Consider the following 14,515-nt stretch of genomic DNA (forward strand, 5'->3'; position numbering starts at 1 on the left):
CCACGCGCGACAGTATGTGGTCACACAGCCCAGTTTCATGCATGCCGAGCCCGTAAACCGCCAGGCCCGGCACGACGCGAGGCCCCCTGTCCCGCACGGGACAGGGGGCCTCGCAAGCCGCCGTCAGGGCCGGTAGCCGCCATCGGGGCCGTAGCCGCCGTCAGGGCCGGTCGTCACTTCGCCGGCGCCGGCTCCGGCTCGCTCTCGGTCTCGGCGTTGCCCGCCGGGGGCTCGTCGTCCGGGACCGGGGTCTTGACCGACTCCAGCAGCAGCTGGGCGACGTCGACGACCTGGATCGACTCCTTCGCCTTGCCGTCGTTCTTCTTGCCGTTGACCGAGTCGGTCAGCATGACGAGGCAGAACGGGCAGGCGGTGGAGACGATGTCGGGGTTCAAGGACAGCGCCTCGTCGACACGCTCGTTGTTGATGCGCTTGCCGATCCGCTCCTCCATCCACATCCGCGCACCGCCGGCGCCGCAGCAGAAGCCGCGCTCCTTGTGGCGGTGCATCTCCTCGTTGCGGATGCCCGGGACGCTGGCGATGATCTCGCGCGGGGGCGTGTAGATCTTGTTGTGGCGGCCCAGGTAGCACGGGTCGTGGTAGGTGATGATGCCCTCGACCGGCGTGACCGGGATCAGCTTGCCCTCGTCCACCAGGTGCTGGAGCAGCTGGGTGTGGTGGATGACCTCGTAGTCGCCGCCGATCTGCGGGTACTCGTTGCCGATCGTGTTGAGGCAGTGCGGGCAGGTGGCGACGATCTTCTTCGCCGACTTCGGCTTCTTCGACTCGGGCGTGATGTTGCCCTCGTCGTCCATCTCCTCGCCGAAGGCCATGTTCAGCGCGGCGACGTTCTCCATGCCGAGCTCCTGGAAGAGGGGCTCGTTGCCGAGGCGGCGGGCGGAGTCACCGGTGCACTTCTCGTCGCCGCCCATGATCGCGAACTTGACGCCCGCCATGTGCAGCAGTTCGGCGAAGGCCTTGGTGGTCTTCTTGGCCCGGTCCTCCAGGGCGCCGGCGCAGCCGACCCAGTACAGGTACTCGACCTCGGTGAGGTCCTCGATGTCCTTGCCGACGACCGGGACCTCGAAGTCGACCTCCTTGGTCCACTCCAGGCGCTGCTTCTTGGCCAGGCCCCAGGGGTTGCCCTTCTTCTCCAGGTTCTTGAGCATCGTGCCCGCCTCGGACGGGAACGCGCTTTCGATCATGACCTGGTAGCGGCGCATGTCGACGATGTGGTCGATGTGCTCGATGTCCACCGGGCACTGCTCGACACAGGCGCCGCAGGTGGTGCAGGACCACAGCACGTCCGGGTCGATGACGCCGTTCTCCTCGACGGTGCCGATCAGCGGACGCTCGGCCTCCGCGAGGGCGGCCGCGGGGACGTCCTTGAGCTGCTCCTCGGACGCCTTCTCCTCGCCCTCCATGGTCTTGCCGCCACCGGCCAGCAGATACGGCGCCTTGGCGTGCGCGTGGTCGCGCAGCGACATGATCAGCAGCTTGGGGGAGAGGGGCTTGCCCGTGTTCCAGGCGGGACACTGCGACTGGCAGCGGCCGCACTCGGTGCAGGTGGAGAAGTCCAGCAGACCCTTCCAGGAGAACTGCTCGACCTGGGAGACGCCGAAGACGTCGTCGTCACCGGGGTCGGTGAAGTCGATCGGCTTGCCGCCGGAGGTCATCGGCTGCAGCGCGCCGAGGGCGGTCTCGCCGGTGGCGTTGCGCTTGAACCAGATGTTCGGGAAGGCCAGGAAGCGGTGCCAGGCGACGCCCATGTTGGTGTTGAGCGAGACCGTGATCATCCAGATCATGGTCGTGCTCAGCTTGATCATCGCGAAGAGGTAGACGAGGTTCTGCAGCGTCGCGACGCTCAGGCCCTTCAGGGCGAGGATCACCGGGTACGAGGCGAAGTACGCGGCCTCGTAGTGGTCCACGTGGTGCAGCGCGCCCTCCAGGGCCCGCAGCATGTAGATGGCGAGGCCGATGGTGAGGATGATCCACTCGACGAAGTACGCCTGGCCCATCTTCGAGCCCGCGAACCGCGACTTGCGGCCCGCCCGCGACGGCAGGCTCAGCAGCCGGATGACCATCAGCACGGCGATGCCGAGGGTGGTCATCGCGCCGATGAACTCGATGTACATCTCGTACGGCAGGAAGCCGCCGATGACCGGCAGCGTCCAGTCGGCCTCGAAGAGCTGGCCGTACGCGGTGACGATGGTCGGCGGCAGGGTGAGGAAGCCGATCGCCACGAACCAGTGGGCGATGCCGACGATGCCCCACCGGTTCATCCGGGTGTGGCCGAGGAACTCCCGCACCAGCGTCACACTGCGCGCGTAGGGGTTGTCGGTCCGGCTGCCGGCCGGGACCGGCTGGCCGAGCCTGAAGTACCGGACGAACTGGCCGATGGCGCGTGCGAGCAGCGCAACGCCGACCACGGTCAGGACCAGCGACACGATGATCGCGGCGAGTTGCATTTCGGGGCTCCTCGGGCCTGCGAGGGGTTCTACGAGGGAATCTTCGAGATTACTAAGCGGTAACTTATGCAGTCCGTCTGAGACTACCCCCATCTTCCGTCGCACTGTAGCCAGCGGTGAGGTGATCTGAGTCGCTGAGGCTTGCCTTAAGGCCCGATCGTGTTATTCATCCCGAAATGGTATATACGGCACTAACCTAGGCCCGTGCTTTACGGGATCGCCGCCGCCACCAGCGCCCTCCTCCTCGCCGCCTTCCTCGCGGCGCTGTTCCGGCTGCCCGCTCTGCGCCTCGGCATCGTGGACCGCCGGCGGCTGAGACCCCTGCCGCTGCTCGGCGGTGCGGGTGTCGTGCTCGCGACCTGCATGGTCGTCGCCGGCATGGAGTGGACCGGAGCCGCCCCGCTGGGCCCGGGGATCGGGCGGCTGCTGATCGCCGCCGGCAGCGTCGCCGTGCTCGGGCTGGTCGCCGACGTGCTGCGGGTCAAGGCGCGGTTCCTGATCGGCGGTACGGCCGTGGCGGCGGCCTGCGTGGTGCCGTACCGCGAGACGGGCTTACCGCTCGGCCTGCTGGCCGTCGGCTGGATCGTCCTCGTCACCGTCGCTTTCAAGGCGCTCGACCACGCGGACGCGCTGGCCGGCACCGTCGGGGTCGTCACCGCCTTCGGTGTCGGTCTGTGCGCGGCGGCCGAGGTGATGGACGAACTCGCCGTGCTGCTGAGCGTGCTGGCCGCCGCCCTGACCGGTTTCCTCATGCACAACTGGCATCCCGCGCGGATCGGGCTCGGGGCGTGCGGGTCCCTGTTCGTCGGGTTCGTGCTGGCCTCGTCGGCCGTGATGACGAGGGCCGGGCACGATCCGGTGTCGAGCCTCGCCGTCCTCTATGCGCTCACCGCCCTCGCCACCGCCGACGTACTCCTCGTGGTGCTGTCCCGCCGGCTGGCCGGGCGGCCGCTGCTGCGCCGGGGGCCGGACCATCTCGCCCACCGGCTGCGCCGGCTCGGCCTCACCCCGCAGGGGGTGACCGTCCTGCTGGGTGTCGGGGCCTTCGCCGGGGTACTCGTCGGCGTCCTCGTGCACATGGGCTGGGTCGCGAAGTCCGGGGTGCTCTGGGTGGGGGCGGTGGTCCTCGTCGCCGTACTCGCGCTCCTGCACATCAAGCCCTACGGCCCCCGTCGTCAACCTTCATTTCCCGTCGGGGAACCCGTTCGAGTGCCCGACAGCGTTACATCTGCGCAGGTCAGGGAGCCGTTGCGTGTAAGGAACGGATAAGAGTTGAGTCCCGTCGACTCAGTTCTGTTGACCCGTTGGGGGCCGTCGTGCACACTTGAGTCCGTTCCACTCAAGTCAGCTGGAGGAATCAACCATGGCACGTGCGGTCGGCATCGACCTGGGCACGACTAACTCCGTCGTCAGCGTTCTGGAGGGCGGCGAGCCCACCGTCATCACCAACGCCGAGGGCGCCAGGACCACGCCGTCCGTCGTCGCCTTCGCCAAGAACGGCGAGGTGCTGGTCGGCGAGGTGGCCAAGCGCCAGGCGGTCACCAACGTGGACCGGACCATCCGTTCCGTGAAGCGCCACATGGGCACGGACTGGAAGATCCAGCTGGACGGGAAGGACTTCAACCCGCAGCAGATCTCCGCGTTCATCCTGCAGAAGCTGAAGCGGGACGCCGAGGCCTACCTGGGCGAGAAGGTGACCGACGCGGTCATCACCGTCCCCGCCTACTTCAACGACTCCGAGCGCCAGGCGACGAAGGAGGCCGGCGAGATCGCCGGTCTGAACGTCCTTCGCATCGTCAACGAGCCCACCGCGGCCGCGCTCGCCTACGGCCTCGACAAGGACGACCAGACGATCCTCGTCTTCGACCTCGGTGGCGGCACCTTCGACGTGTCCCTGCTGGAGATCGGCGACGGCGTCGTCGAGGTGAAGGCCACCAACGGTGACAACCACCTCGGTGGTGACGACTGGGACCAGCGCGTCGTCGACTACCTGGTGCAGCAGTTCAAGTCCGGTCACGGCGTGGACCTCGCCAAGGACAAGATGGCCCTCCAGCGCCTGCGTGAGGCCGCCGAGAAGGCCAAGATCGAGCTGTCCTCGTCCACCGAGACCTCGATCAACCTGCCCTACATCACCGCCTCCGCCGAGGGCCCGCTGCACCTGGACGAGAAGCTCACCCGGGCTCAGTTCCAGCAGCTGACGGCCGACCTGCTGGAGCGCTGCAAGACCCCGTTCTTCAACGTCATGAAGGACGCCGGCGTCTCCATCAACGAGATCGACCACGTCGTCCTCGTCGGTGGCTCCACCCGTATGCCCGCCGTCGCCGAGCTCGTCAAGGAGCTGACCGGCGGCAAGGAGGCCAACAAGGGCGTGAACCCGGACGAGGTCGTCGCCATCGGCGCCTCGCTCCAGGCCGGTGTCCTCAAGGGTGAGGTCAAGGACGTCCTGCTCCTCGACGTGACCCCGCTGTCCCTCGGTATTGAGACCAAGGGCGGCATCATGACCAAGCTGATCGAGCGCAACACCACGATCCCTACGAAGCGCTCGGAGATCTTCACGACGGCCGAGGACAACCAGCCGTCCGTGCAGATCCAGGTCTACCAGGGCGAGCGCGAGATCGCGGCGTACAACAAGAAGCTCGGCATGTTCGAGCTGACCGGTCTGCCGCCGGCGCCGCGTGGCGTCCCGCAGATCGAGGTCTCCTTCGACATCGACGCCAACGGCATCATGCACGTCACGGCGAAGGACCTCGGCACCGGCAAGGAGCAGAAGATGACCGTCACCGGCGGCTCCTCGCTCCCGAAGGAAGAGGTCGACCGGATGCGCCAGGAGGCCGAGCAGTACGCGGAGGAGGACCACCGCCGCCGCGAGGCCGCCGAGACCCGCAACCAGGGCGAGCAGCTCGTCTACCAGACGGAGAAGTTCCTCAAGGACAACGAGGACAAGGTCCCCGGCGAGGTCAAGACCGAGGTCGAGGCCGCCGTCGAGGAGCTGAAGACCGCCCTCAAGGGCGAGGACACGGCCGCGATCCGCGCGGCCACCGAGAAGGTCGCCGCGGTCTCGCAGAAGGTGGGCCAGGCCATGTACGCCGACGCCCAGGCCGGGCAGGCCGCGGGCGGCCCCGAGGGCGCGACCGCCGGTGGCAAGGCCGCTGACGACGACGTCGTGGACGCCGAGATCGTGGACGACGAGCGCAAGGACGGTGCCGCGTGACGGAGGAGACCCCGGGCTTCGACGAGAAGCCTGACGTCCCCTCCGGCGCCACCCCTGAAGACGCCGAGCCGGCGGCCGCTCCCCAGGAGGGGGCGGCCCCGGCCGGGGACGCATCAGCACAGATCGCCGGTCTGACGGCCCAGCTGGACCAGGTGCGCAAGGCGCTCGAAGAGCGCACCGCGGACCTCCAGCGGCTCCAGGCCGAGTTCCAGAACTACCGCCGCCGCGTCGAGCGCGACCGGATCACGGTCAAGGAGATCGCCATCGCGAACCTCCTGACCGAGCTCCTGCCCGTGCTCGACGACATCGGCCGCGCACGGGAGCACGGCGAGCTCGTCGGCGGATTCAAGTCCGTCGCGGAGTCGCTGGAGACCGTCGCGGCGAAGATGGGCCTACAGCAGTTCGGCAAGGAGGGCGAGCCCTTCGACCCGACGATCCACGAGGCCCTGATGCACAGTTACGCGCCGGACGTCACCGAGACCACCTGCGTCGCGATCCTCCAGCCGGGGTATCGCATCGGCGAGCGCACCATCCGCCCCGCGCGGGTGGCCGTCGCCGAGCCCCAGCCGGGCGCGCAGACCGTCAAGGCGGAGGAGTCCGACGAGAACACCGCGGCGGCCGACGACAAGGAGAGCGGTGGCCCGGACGAGGGCTGACGTTGAACTGACGAGCAACGCGATCAGGAAGGAGGGACGTCGAGGATGAGCACCAAGGACTTCATCGAGAAGGACTACTACAAGGTCCTCGGCGTCCCCAAGGACGCCACCGAGGCCGAGATCAAGAAGGCGTACCGGAAGCTCGCCCGCGAGTTCCACCCGGACGCCAACAAGGGCAACGCCCGGGCGGAGGAGCGCTTCAAGGAGATCTCCGAGGCGAACGACGTCCTCGGCGACCCCAAGAAGCGCAAGGAGTACGACGAGGCACGCGCCCTCTTCGGCAACGGCGGCTTCCGTCCGGGGCCCGGCGCGGGCGGCGGCTCCTTCAACTTCGACCTGAGCGACCTCTTCGGAGGCGGCGCCCAGGGGCAGGGGGGAGCCGGCGGCTTCGGCGGCGGACTCGGTGACGTCTTCGGGGGCCTGTTCAACCGCGGCGGTACGGGCACCACCCGTACCCAGCCCAGGCGTGGCCAGGACATCGACACCGAGGTCAGCCTCAGCTTCACCGAGGCGATCGAGGGCGCGACGGTCCCGCTGCGCATGTCCTCGCAGTCGCCGTGCAAGGCCTGCGCCGGCACCGGCGACAAGAACGGCACGCCCAGGGTGTGCCCGACCTGTGTCGGCACCGGCCAGGTGGCCCGGGGCTCGGGCGGGGGCTTCTCCCTCACCGACCCGTGCCCGGACTGCAAGGGGCGCGGGCTGATGGCCGAGCACCCCTGCCTGGAGTGCAAGGGCAGCGGCCGGGCGAAGTCGTCCCGCACCATGCAGGTCCGCATCCCGGCCGGGGTGTCCGACGGCCAGCGCATCCGCCTGCGCGGCAAGGGCGCGCCCGGAGAGCGCGGCGGCCCGGCGGGCGACCTGTACGTCACCGTGCATGTCGACGCCCACCCGGTGTTCGGCCGCAAGGGCGACAACCTCACGGTGACCGTCCCCGTGACCTTCGCGGAGGCGGCCCTCGGCGGCGAGGTCAGGGTCCCCACCCTCGGCGGACCGCCGGTCACCCTGAAACTGCCGCCCGGCACGCCCAACGGCCGCACCATGCGGGCGCGGGGCAAGGGCGCGGTCCGCAAGGACGGCACCCGCGGCGACCTGCTGGTCACCGTGGAGGTGAGTGTCCCCAAGGACCTGACGGGGAAGGCTCGTGACGCGCTTGAGGCGTATCGCGAGGCGACCGCGGGCGAGGACCCGCGGGCGGAGCTGTTCCAGGCCGCGAAGGGAGCATGAGTCAGATGGACGGTCGTCGACGCAACCCGTATGAACTGACCGAGGAGACCCCGGTCTACGTCATCTCGGTGGCGGCCCAGCTCTCCGGCCTGCACCCGCAGACGCTGCGCCAGTACGACCGCCTGGGCCTGGTGTCTCCGGACCGCACCGCCGGCCGGGGCCGCCGCTACTCGGCCCGCGACATCGAACTGCTGCGGACCGTCCAGCAGTTGTCGCAGGACGAGGGCATCAACCTGGCCGGCATCAAGCGCATCATCGAACTGGAGAACCAGGTCGCCGCGCTCCAGTCCCGGGTCGCCGAACTCCAGGCGGCCCTGGACGGCGCGGCGGCGGCGATGCAGCAGCGCGAGGCGGCGGTGCACGCGTCGTACCGCCGTGATCTGGTGCCGTACCAGGAGGTGCAGCAGACCAGCGCGCTGGTGGTGTGGCGGCCGAAGAAGGCGAAGGACTGACCGGCAGGCTGCGTATCCAAGGACTGACCGGCAGACGCAGATGTAGGACTGACCGGCAGGCGCACATGTGAAGGGGCCCGGAGGTTTCACCGAACCTCCGGGCCCCTTTCGCATGTTCCGTCAGACCAGGTCCGGCCGGATCACCCACGGGTGCGCGGCCGCGGTCTCGGTGCCGTCGGCGAGGACACCGACGACCCGGTAGTACGAGACCGAGCCCAGCGGCTGCGTCTGGTCGGTGAAGGAGTATTCCTTGGTGCCCGCCACCGCCGCCGCGGTGCCCACCGGCTCGTAGGCCTGCGTCGCGGTGTTCCAGCGGCTCACCCGGTACTCGGTGATGGTGTCGCAGACGTCGCCGTTGCACGACCAGCGGGCCGGGTTGAGCTGCTCGGAGACGGTCCAGCCGCCGCCGGCGGTCACCGGGCCGGTGTCCTTGCCGATGGGTTCGCCCGGGACGATGTCCAGCTCCGTCGCGGTGACGGTGGGGACGGAGGGGTCAAGGAGGGAGAGCGTGTTGCCCCAGACGTCCGTGGCGATCACCGTGTAGACGTAGGTCTCGCCGTCCGGGATGTCGATGCACATCATGGCCAGCGGGTCGTCGCCCTTGTCCGCGCAGCGCGCCGGCTCACCGAGCCACTTCACCGACCCGTCGCTCTGCCGCACCCCGCGGAACGCGCGGTAGGAGGCGATGTCGTCGTCGGCCGGCGGGTCCCAGCGCAGGACCGTGCCGTCGGCGCGGGGCGTCGCGGTGAGACCGGTGAGGGGCAGCGGCGGGTGGGTGTCCTCGGTGGTCACGGTGACCGTGTTGGAGACCGCCGACTCATTGCCCGCGCCGTCGGTGAGGGTGACGCCGTAGGTGTAGGTGGTGTCGAGCTCGAAGCTCTCGTCGGTGCAGTAGAGCGAGTACGTCTCCAGGCTGGTGTTGATCGACCGGTCCTCCTCCGCGCAGGTGACCCGCACCGGGTCGGCGCCGAGTGCGGTGCCCTCCGAACGGAGCACGCTGAAGCGCGCGCCGTTGGCCAGCTCGTCCTGCGTGGGGTTCTGCGGCGCGCTCCACCACAGACGCGTGACGCCGGACTCCGCCTTCACCACCAGGTTCTGGGGCGCCGCCGGGGCCGTCCGGTCGACGCCGTCGGAGGTGACGGACGCCGAGTACGCGCCCGCGTTCCCGGCCGTGTCGTAGGCGCGCACCACATAGGTGCGCGGCGTCTCCCGGTCGCCCACGCCGTGGACGTACGACGTGCCCGTGACCTTCTCGACGAGGGTGTACCCGCCGGTGGCCGAATCCTTCTCGTACAGCTCGTAACCGGCCGCGTCGGCCACCGGGTTCCAGCCGAGCACCATCCCGTGCAGATCGCCGTGCGCGGTGAGCCCCGTCGGCGCGGCCGGGCCCGTGCGGTCCGGGGTGACGACGGCGAGATCGGCGGTGCCCGTCGACTCGTTGCCGGCTCTGTCGTGGGCGCGGACCTCGTAGTAGTACGTCTGCCCGGTCGCGGGCGGGGTGTCGCTGTACGACGTGGAGGTGGTCGTCGCCAGCGGAGCGCTGCCGAAACTCTGGCCCTTGAGGCGGCGGTAGACGCGGTATCCGGCGAGGTCCATCTCCTTGTTCTTCGCCCACCGGATCGTGGCCTTGCCCGTCGCCGTGTCGTACGAGACGGAGGCGCCCGTGGGGGCGAGCGGCTTGACCTTGTCGACGGTCGCCGAAGTCCTCGGCGTGTAGGCGAACTTGACCTTGGCGCTGCCGGTCCAGTTGGCGTAGTCGATGCGCAGGGTGTGTTTGCCGGAGGGGATGGTGAGGTTGACGGTCTTGGAGACGGTTGTGGAGGTGTTCTTCCACAGGTCGATCTTGCGGGTGCCGTCGAGGTAGACCCGGATGCCGTCCAGCCCGGAGGCGGAAAGAGCGAACGGGCCGCCGGAGCCGAAGTCCCGTGTCACGCTCCAGCGGACGCCGAAGTAGTTGCTCGGCAGGCCGGAGGCCGGGGCGCCGGTGCCCCAGTTCTGGTCGATGACGCTGTCGCAGTCGGTCTTCTTCGGCGTGCCGGAGAAGGTGGTGTTCGCGAAGAACTGCCGTGTGAAGACCGGCGAGGTGCAGGTCGTGGCGGCGGAGGCGGGAGCGGCGGTCGCGGTGAGGAGGCCGCCCGCGGTGGCGAGCACGACAGCGGCGGCGGCCGCGGTGGTCGTGCTTCTTGCTGGGTTCATGGATCCTCGGTCGTGATCGTCGTTGGCCGGGGAAGGGGGGCGACGATCACGACTCGTGGAGCGGGCTGGGGGTTGTACGGGTTCGCCTGTGACTTTGGGCGGACTGCCAGGCGTCCAAGGCGTGCCGTGCCCGCCTCCGCCCACCTCCGCCGCACGAAAAGCGAAGGCGTGGTGCCGGGACTCGGTGCGATAGTGCGGACATGACCGTTGACCATGAGCCCACCGGCCCCTCGTTGCAGGTCGGTGGGGAGGACGAGGAGCTTTCCCGGCGGCTCGATCAGGAACTGACCGCGTTCAACGCCCGGGCCACCGGAGCCGGCGAACCCGTCGAGTTCTCGGTCCGGGCCACCGACGCCGCGGGTGAACTCGCCGGAGGCCTCACCGGATGGGTCTGGGGCACTCTGTGCGGCATCGAGATGCTTTGGGTGCGGGAGGACCAGCGGAACGCGGGATGGGGCACGAAGCTCATGCGGGAGGCCGAGGCGGAGGCGGGGCGCCGGGGGTGCACCGACATCCTCGTGTCGTCCTACTCCTTCCAGGCACCCGAGTTCTACAAGCGCCTGGGGTATCACGAGACGGGGCGCCTCGACGGGGTGCCGGGTGGTCATCAGGACGTGTACCTGCAGAAAACGGTCGGCGTGGACCGTTAGCGCCACTCATCACAGTCCAGGGACCCGTACGACCCCTCTCATTGCTCTGACCATTCGACAGGACACGACAGTTCAGTTCTCGCACGGTTCGGGGAGCACGACACCACCGACACCGACAGAAACGAGGGGCGTTCGAGGTGAAAGCCGTGGCATACGTCGCCGCCTCCGCGCAGTCGCTCGGCTGCGGAGTCGACCAGTCGGGCCAGGTAAGTCGTGTCGCGTTGTGTCTCGGCGGTGAACCGGGCTGAGTACTGGGCCAGTTGTTCTCCCAGCCAGGCCGCCGCCTCCTTCGGCTCGTGCCATGTTCCCCGCACCAGCGCTCGGGGCTTGATCAGCCAGTAGGCCGTCTCCAGTGGCGGCAGGTCTACGACGGGGAACTCTGCGACCACTTCCCTGTACCGCTGGATCAGCTCGGGTCGGCTTCCGGCCGGGGGCGGCTCGGGATGCGGAGGCCGCCGTAGGGCCTCCTGGTCGAAGCGCGCTTTCGGGCCGGTCCACAGATAGCCGTGATGGTGCACCCGTCGTTCCTGTCGGACTCGGAGGTGAAGGTGACCAGTCGGCCTCGTTGGGTGGACGGGGCCGACTGGAGGGGGGAGGGTCAGACGTGCAGGCCGAAGCGCGCGGGGTCGATGCCGGCGGCGTCCAGTTCCTCCGTGGTGAAGCGGAGCGGTTGCGCGTCGGGCTGCTTGCTGTCGCCGAGGGCCCAGGCATCGTCGCCGATTCGGGCCAGGGTCACGCATCCCTCGGTGCAGGGGCCGCCGCATGCCTTCGCGAAGGAGGCCCCGTTGATGTCGAGTGCGTACAGGTCGGTTCCGTTCAGCATTTACTGCACCTTCCTGCTCAACTGATCGCGGCCATGGCTGACCGCCGCCGCCCGGGGCGTCGGGCGGGAGTTCATGGGGGGGAGGAGGGCGGTTCAAGGGCCGGATCGCTTGCAGCGATGGTGACTGCTCAGGGTTTCGTAGTGATCGCACAGGGCGTTGAGGACGCGGGCGATACGCCGTGCGTAGGAGACGCCGGAGCTGAGCTCCGAAGGTGGGCTGATCCGCAGCCTTCCCCACGCCTCGCCGACGCAGGCGAGAGCGCAGTAGCGGAGGGCCTCGTTCTTGGGGATTACGAGGGCTGCCTGCTCGACTTCGGGGGCGAGAAGTTCCAGGTGCCCACGGAGCTTGAGGGTGAGCGTGTCCAACTCGGCACGGCTAGGGGGGAGCACGTCCGGCACCGAATCCGGGTCGAGCAGCTGGCGCGCGCTCTCCCGCATCACCTCAAGATCGGCACCTTGTCTCACGTTGGCGCTCCTCAGCGTCGGCCATGCCTCGGGGGGCGTGCTGCCTCGCCGAGGTCCGGTGGCAAGCCCGACGCTACGACGGTGGTGGGCAGTACGACCATTGATGTGCACCAATGTGCGTGGAGCGTAGTGACTGGCCAACTGGCCACTTCGTGCTCTTGACCCGGCGCCAATAGAGCTTGAGTGTGGTGCACATCCATGCACGGACCGCCAGGGAAGGCAGCCATGGACCTACAGTTCATCGGGATCGACCCGGACACAGGCAAGAACGGGTCACCAACGGCATGGGTGGATCTGGAGAGCGCGGACATCGTGATCCAGAGCTACACGGCCGACAAGGAGACACAGACCCAGTGCGTGGAGAACACTGCACCGGGGCACACCAAGGGCATTCCCGCCCACGAGACAGTGATCCGCATCCCTGCCCGCCTGGTGCCTGTACTCAGGGAGGCCTGCGATGTCGCAGAACGCGCTCAGCTTTGACGAGCTCATGGAAGCCGCACAACACTCGGCCGTGCACCTCGAGATGCGCGACCAGTACGCCGTGGGTGACGAGGCGGACGACTTCAACGCCTGGCTCCGTAACGGGCAGCGCGACGCCGATCCCAACTCCGAATACTGGGCGCCCTGGGTCGACATGATCTCCCGAGCCGTCGCCCGCGGAGTCGTCGTACGGCGTGCCCGCATCGTGTCCGAACCCGTCACCGACTACATCCGATACGAGCACGCCGGAACCGCAGTCAACGTGCAGGCCGGCGAACAGGTCCGCTGGTTGCCCCGCCGACGCGCCGTAGACCTGGTACTTCCAGGAGCCGACCTGTGGATCTTTGACGGGACGCAAGTCCTCTTCAATCACTTCACCGGGGATGGCAACTGGGGCGATCCGCCCATGGAACTGCGAGCCGAGCCGGGCATCGTCAAACAGTGCGCGGACGCTTTTGAGGCAGTCTGGGAACGCGCCGTCCCGCATGACGAGTACGAGATTCACTGACAGAAAGCACTACTGGCCAGCTCATGCCCCTCTCTCCGTCTTCCTCAGCCCAGGCCGCGCGCGAAAACGTGGCACGGCAACTACGCGATCTGAGGAAAAACGCCGGTCTGACGGTCACTGAGCTGGCCTCTCGATGCGGCTGGCACCATTCCAAGACCTCCCGTATCGAGAACGCAAGGACACCGCCATCGCCCACCGACATCCGTCTGTGGTGTCGTGCCACCGGCGCCACCGACCAGGCCCCCGACCTGATCGCAGCCTCACAGCATGCGGAATCCCTCTACCGGGAGTGGCGCCAGCGCGTGCGCACGGGCCTGCGGAAGCTGCAGGACAGTTACGTGGAGCTGTACAAGTCGACGAGCCTGCTGCGCGTGTACTCGCCGGTCTTGGTCCCGGGGCTACTGCAGACCGAGGGGTATGCGCAGGCTTTGCTCAGTAGCAACGCCCGATTTCTCGGCGTCCCCGACGATGCGGCTGAAGCCGCCGCAGCACGCCTGCAGCGCTCACAGATCATCCACGAACCAGGGCACCGATTCGTGATGGTCGTCGAGGAAGCCGTGCTCTATTACCAGCTCGGGGACTCGGAGGCGATGGCCGCACAGCTGGGCTACCTGCTCACCGCAGGCGCGCTGCCGGCGGTGTCGTTCGGCATCATCCCGATGTCGACGCGCGAGCGTGCCCTGTGGCCACAGGAGACGTTCGACGTGCACGACGACACACTCGTGTCCGTCGAACTTCTCTCCGCCGAGGTGAACATCACCCAGCCCTCTGAGATTGCCCTGTACCTCAAGGCCTTTGAGCAACTGCGCAGCATGGCTGTGTATGGAGCGGAGGCACGGGCCTTGATCCTGAAGGCCATCGAGGCCCTGCGGTGACGCAGCCTGTACGGATGGCCGGTGTCCAGCCATCAAGGGAGTTCAGATGAAGTTGGAACCAGCATCCGGGGCGGCCAGAGTCCAGCATGAACTCTCAACACCTTCACCCTGTACGACACCACTCTGGCGACGTTGGAAGGCTTCACCGGGCGCGCGGTGCTGCGCCAGGCGATGGACATCCCCACTACGACCGGATCTTCGACTACTTCGCCGAACACGCGCTTGCGGAGCGTGCGGCGAGACGGTCGCTCGCCGAATGGGCTGAGGTCTTTGAGGCCGGTACGTGACGATGCGGACGAGTGGTGGTGCCCTGACACGTCACTGATCGGCCTTAAGGGTGCGCAGGAGGGCGGCGAGGCCATCGGGGGCCGTGGTCAGGATGACGTCCGGGGCGTCGCTCTCGCGGAGGCGGATCGTTCCGTCGGGGGCGGTGGCGACGTAGAGGCAGTTGCCTTCGGGGCCGCCGCTGTATGACGACTTCTGCCAGTGCAGTTCGGGCATCCG

At 68.3% G+C, this 14,515-nt stretch carries 15 protein-coding genes; 9 read left to right on the top strand and 6 right to left on the bottom strand.

From position 1 onward, the window contains the following. Positions 1-173 precede the first annotated feature (173 nt). The gene (locus tag AQI70_RS08435; protein ID WP_062146033.1) at positions 174-2,468 is read right to left on the bottom strand and encodes a (Fe-S)-binding protein; all 2,295 of its coding nucleotides are present in this window, start codon (positions 2,466-2,468) and stop codon (positions 174-176) included. A 204-nt stretch (positions 2,469-2,672) separates the two neighbouring features. Between AQI70_RS08435 and AQI70_RS08440 the strand changes: the two genes are divergently transcribed. The 5 genes from AQI70_RS08440 (at position 2,673) to AQI70_RS08460 (ending at position 8,011) form a co-directional block, all read left to right on the top strand. Beyond that, a complete protein-coding gene (locus AQI70_RS08440) occupies positions 2,673-3,737 on the top strand; it encodes an MraY family glycosyltransferase (protein ID WP_062146035.1) in 1,065 nt (354 codons plus the stop codon). A gap of 94 nt (positions 3,738-3,831) precedes the next feature. Next, positions 3,832-5,679 (top strand): molecular chaperone DnaK, encoded by a 1,848-nt coding sequence (dnaK, locus tag AQI70_RS08445; RefSeq protein ID WP_062146037.1) that lies wholly within the window; start codon positions 3,832-3,834, stop codon positions 5,677-5,679. Beyond that, positions 5,676-6,335, top strand: a complete 660-nt coding sequence (gene grpE / locus AQI70_RS08450; protein WP_062146039.1) for a nucleotide exchange factor GrpE — start codon at positions 5,676-5,678, stop codon at positions 6,333-6,335. The genes dnaK and grpE overlap by 4 nt, the downstream gene beginning before the upstream one ends. A 45-nt stretch (positions 6,336-6,380) precedes the next feature. Continuing rightward, complete coding sequence (gene dnaJ / locus AQI70_RS08455; RefSeq protein ID WP_062146041.1) at positions 6,381-7,559, top strand: molecular chaperone DnaJ; 1,179 nt, start codon at positions 6,381-6,383, stop codon at positions 7,557-7,559. A gap of 5 nt (positions 7,560-7,564) precedes the next feature. Further along, positions 7,565-8,011, top strand: a complete 447-nt coding sequence (locus AQI70_RS08460) for a heat shock protein transcriptional repressor HspR (protein WP_003999354.1) — start codon at positions 7,565-7,567, stop codon at positions 8,009-8,011. A 120-nt stretch (positions 8,012-8,131) separates the two neighbouring features. On the opposite strand, the gene AQI70_RS08465 is transcribed toward AQI70_RS08460, so the two are convergent. Next, positions 8,132-10,207: a fibronectin type III domain-containing protein gene (locus AQI70_RS08465; RefSeq protein ID WP_062146043.1), complete on the bottom strand. Its 2,076-nt coding sequence runs from the start codon at positions 10,205-10,207 to the stop codon at positions 8,132-8,134. Positions 10,208-10,407: 200 nt separating this feature from the next. On the opposite strand from AQI70_RS08465, the gene AQI70_RS08470 reads away from it, so the two are divergent. After that, a complete protein-coding gene (locus AQI70_RS08470; RefSeq protein ID WP_062146045.1) occupies positions 10,408-10,857 on the top strand; it encodes a GNAT family N-acetyltransferase in 450 nt (149 codons plus the stop codon). 38 nt (positions 10,858-10,895) lie between these two features. Here the strand turns inward: AQI70_RS08470 and AQI70_RS37160 are convergent, their stop codons facing one another. The 3 genes from AQI70_RS37160 to AQI70_RS08480 all read right to left on the bottom strand — a co-directional run bounded on the left by AQI70_RS37160 (position 10,896) and on the right by AQI70_RS08480 (position 12,145). Then, positions 10,896-11,375, bottom strand: a complete 480-nt coding sequence (locus AQI70_RS37160) for a hypothetical protein (RefSeq protein ID WP_079051197.1) — start codon at positions 11,373-11,375, stop codon at positions 10,896-10,898. Between the two features lie 80 nt (positions 11,376-11,455). Then, a complete protein-coding gene (locus AQI70_RS08475) occupies positions 11,456-11,680 on the bottom strand; it encodes a DUF397 domain-containing protein (protein ID WP_062146047.1) in 225 nt (74 codons plus the stop codon). 93 nt (positions 11,681-11,773) lie between these two features. After that, complete coding sequence (locus AQI70_RS08480) at positions 11,774-12,145, bottom strand: DUF6415 family natural product biosynthesis protein (RefSeq protein ID WP_159042636.1); 372 nt, start codon at positions 12,143-12,145, stop codon at positions 11,774-11,776. A gap of 225 nt (positions 12,146-12,370) precedes the next feature. Between AQI70_RS08480 and AQI70_RS08485 the strand changes: the two genes are divergently transcribed. From AQI70_RS08485 to AQI70_RS08495, 3 genes are read left to right on the top strand one after another with little or no spacing between them, the layout of a single operon-like run. Beyond that, positions 12,371-12,628: a hypothetical protein gene (locus tag AQI70_RS08485; RefSeq protein WP_062146051.1), complete on the top strand. Its 258-nt coding sequence runs from the start codon at positions 12,371-12,373 to the stop codon at positions 12,626-12,628. Next, on the top strand, positions 12,603-13,136 hold the full coding sequence (locus tag AQI70_RS08490; protein WP_062146053.1) for a DUF6879 family protein: 534 nt from the start codon (positions 12,603-12,605) through the stop codon (positions 13,134-13,136). The genes AQI70_RS08485 and AQI70_RS08490 overlap by 26 nt, the downstream gene beginning before the upstream one ends. Positions 13,137-13,159: 23 nt before the next feature. Beyond that, positions 13,160-14,011 (top strand): helix-turn-helix domain-containing protein, encoded by an 852-nt coding sequence (locus tag AQI70_RS08495; protein ID WP_062146055.1) that lies wholly within the window; start codon positions 13,160-13,162, stop codon positions 14,009-14,011. Positions 14,012-14,329: 318 nt separating this feature from the next. Here the strand turns inward: AQI70_RS08495 and AQI70_RS08500 are convergent, their stop codons facing one another. Beyond that, positions 14,330-14,512, bottom strand: coding sequence for a DUF397 domain-containing protein (locus tag AQI70_RS08500; RefSeq protein ID WP_062146057.1), 183 nt, complete (start codon positions 14,510-14,512; stop codon positions 14,330-14,332). Positions 14,513-14,515 lie beyond the last annotated feature (3 nt).

The organism is Streptomyces curacoi, from assembly GCF_001513975.1.
Classification (GTDB): domain Bacteria; phylum Actinomycetota; class Actinomycetes; order Streptomycetales; family Streptomycetaceae; genus Streptomyces; species Streptomyces curacoi.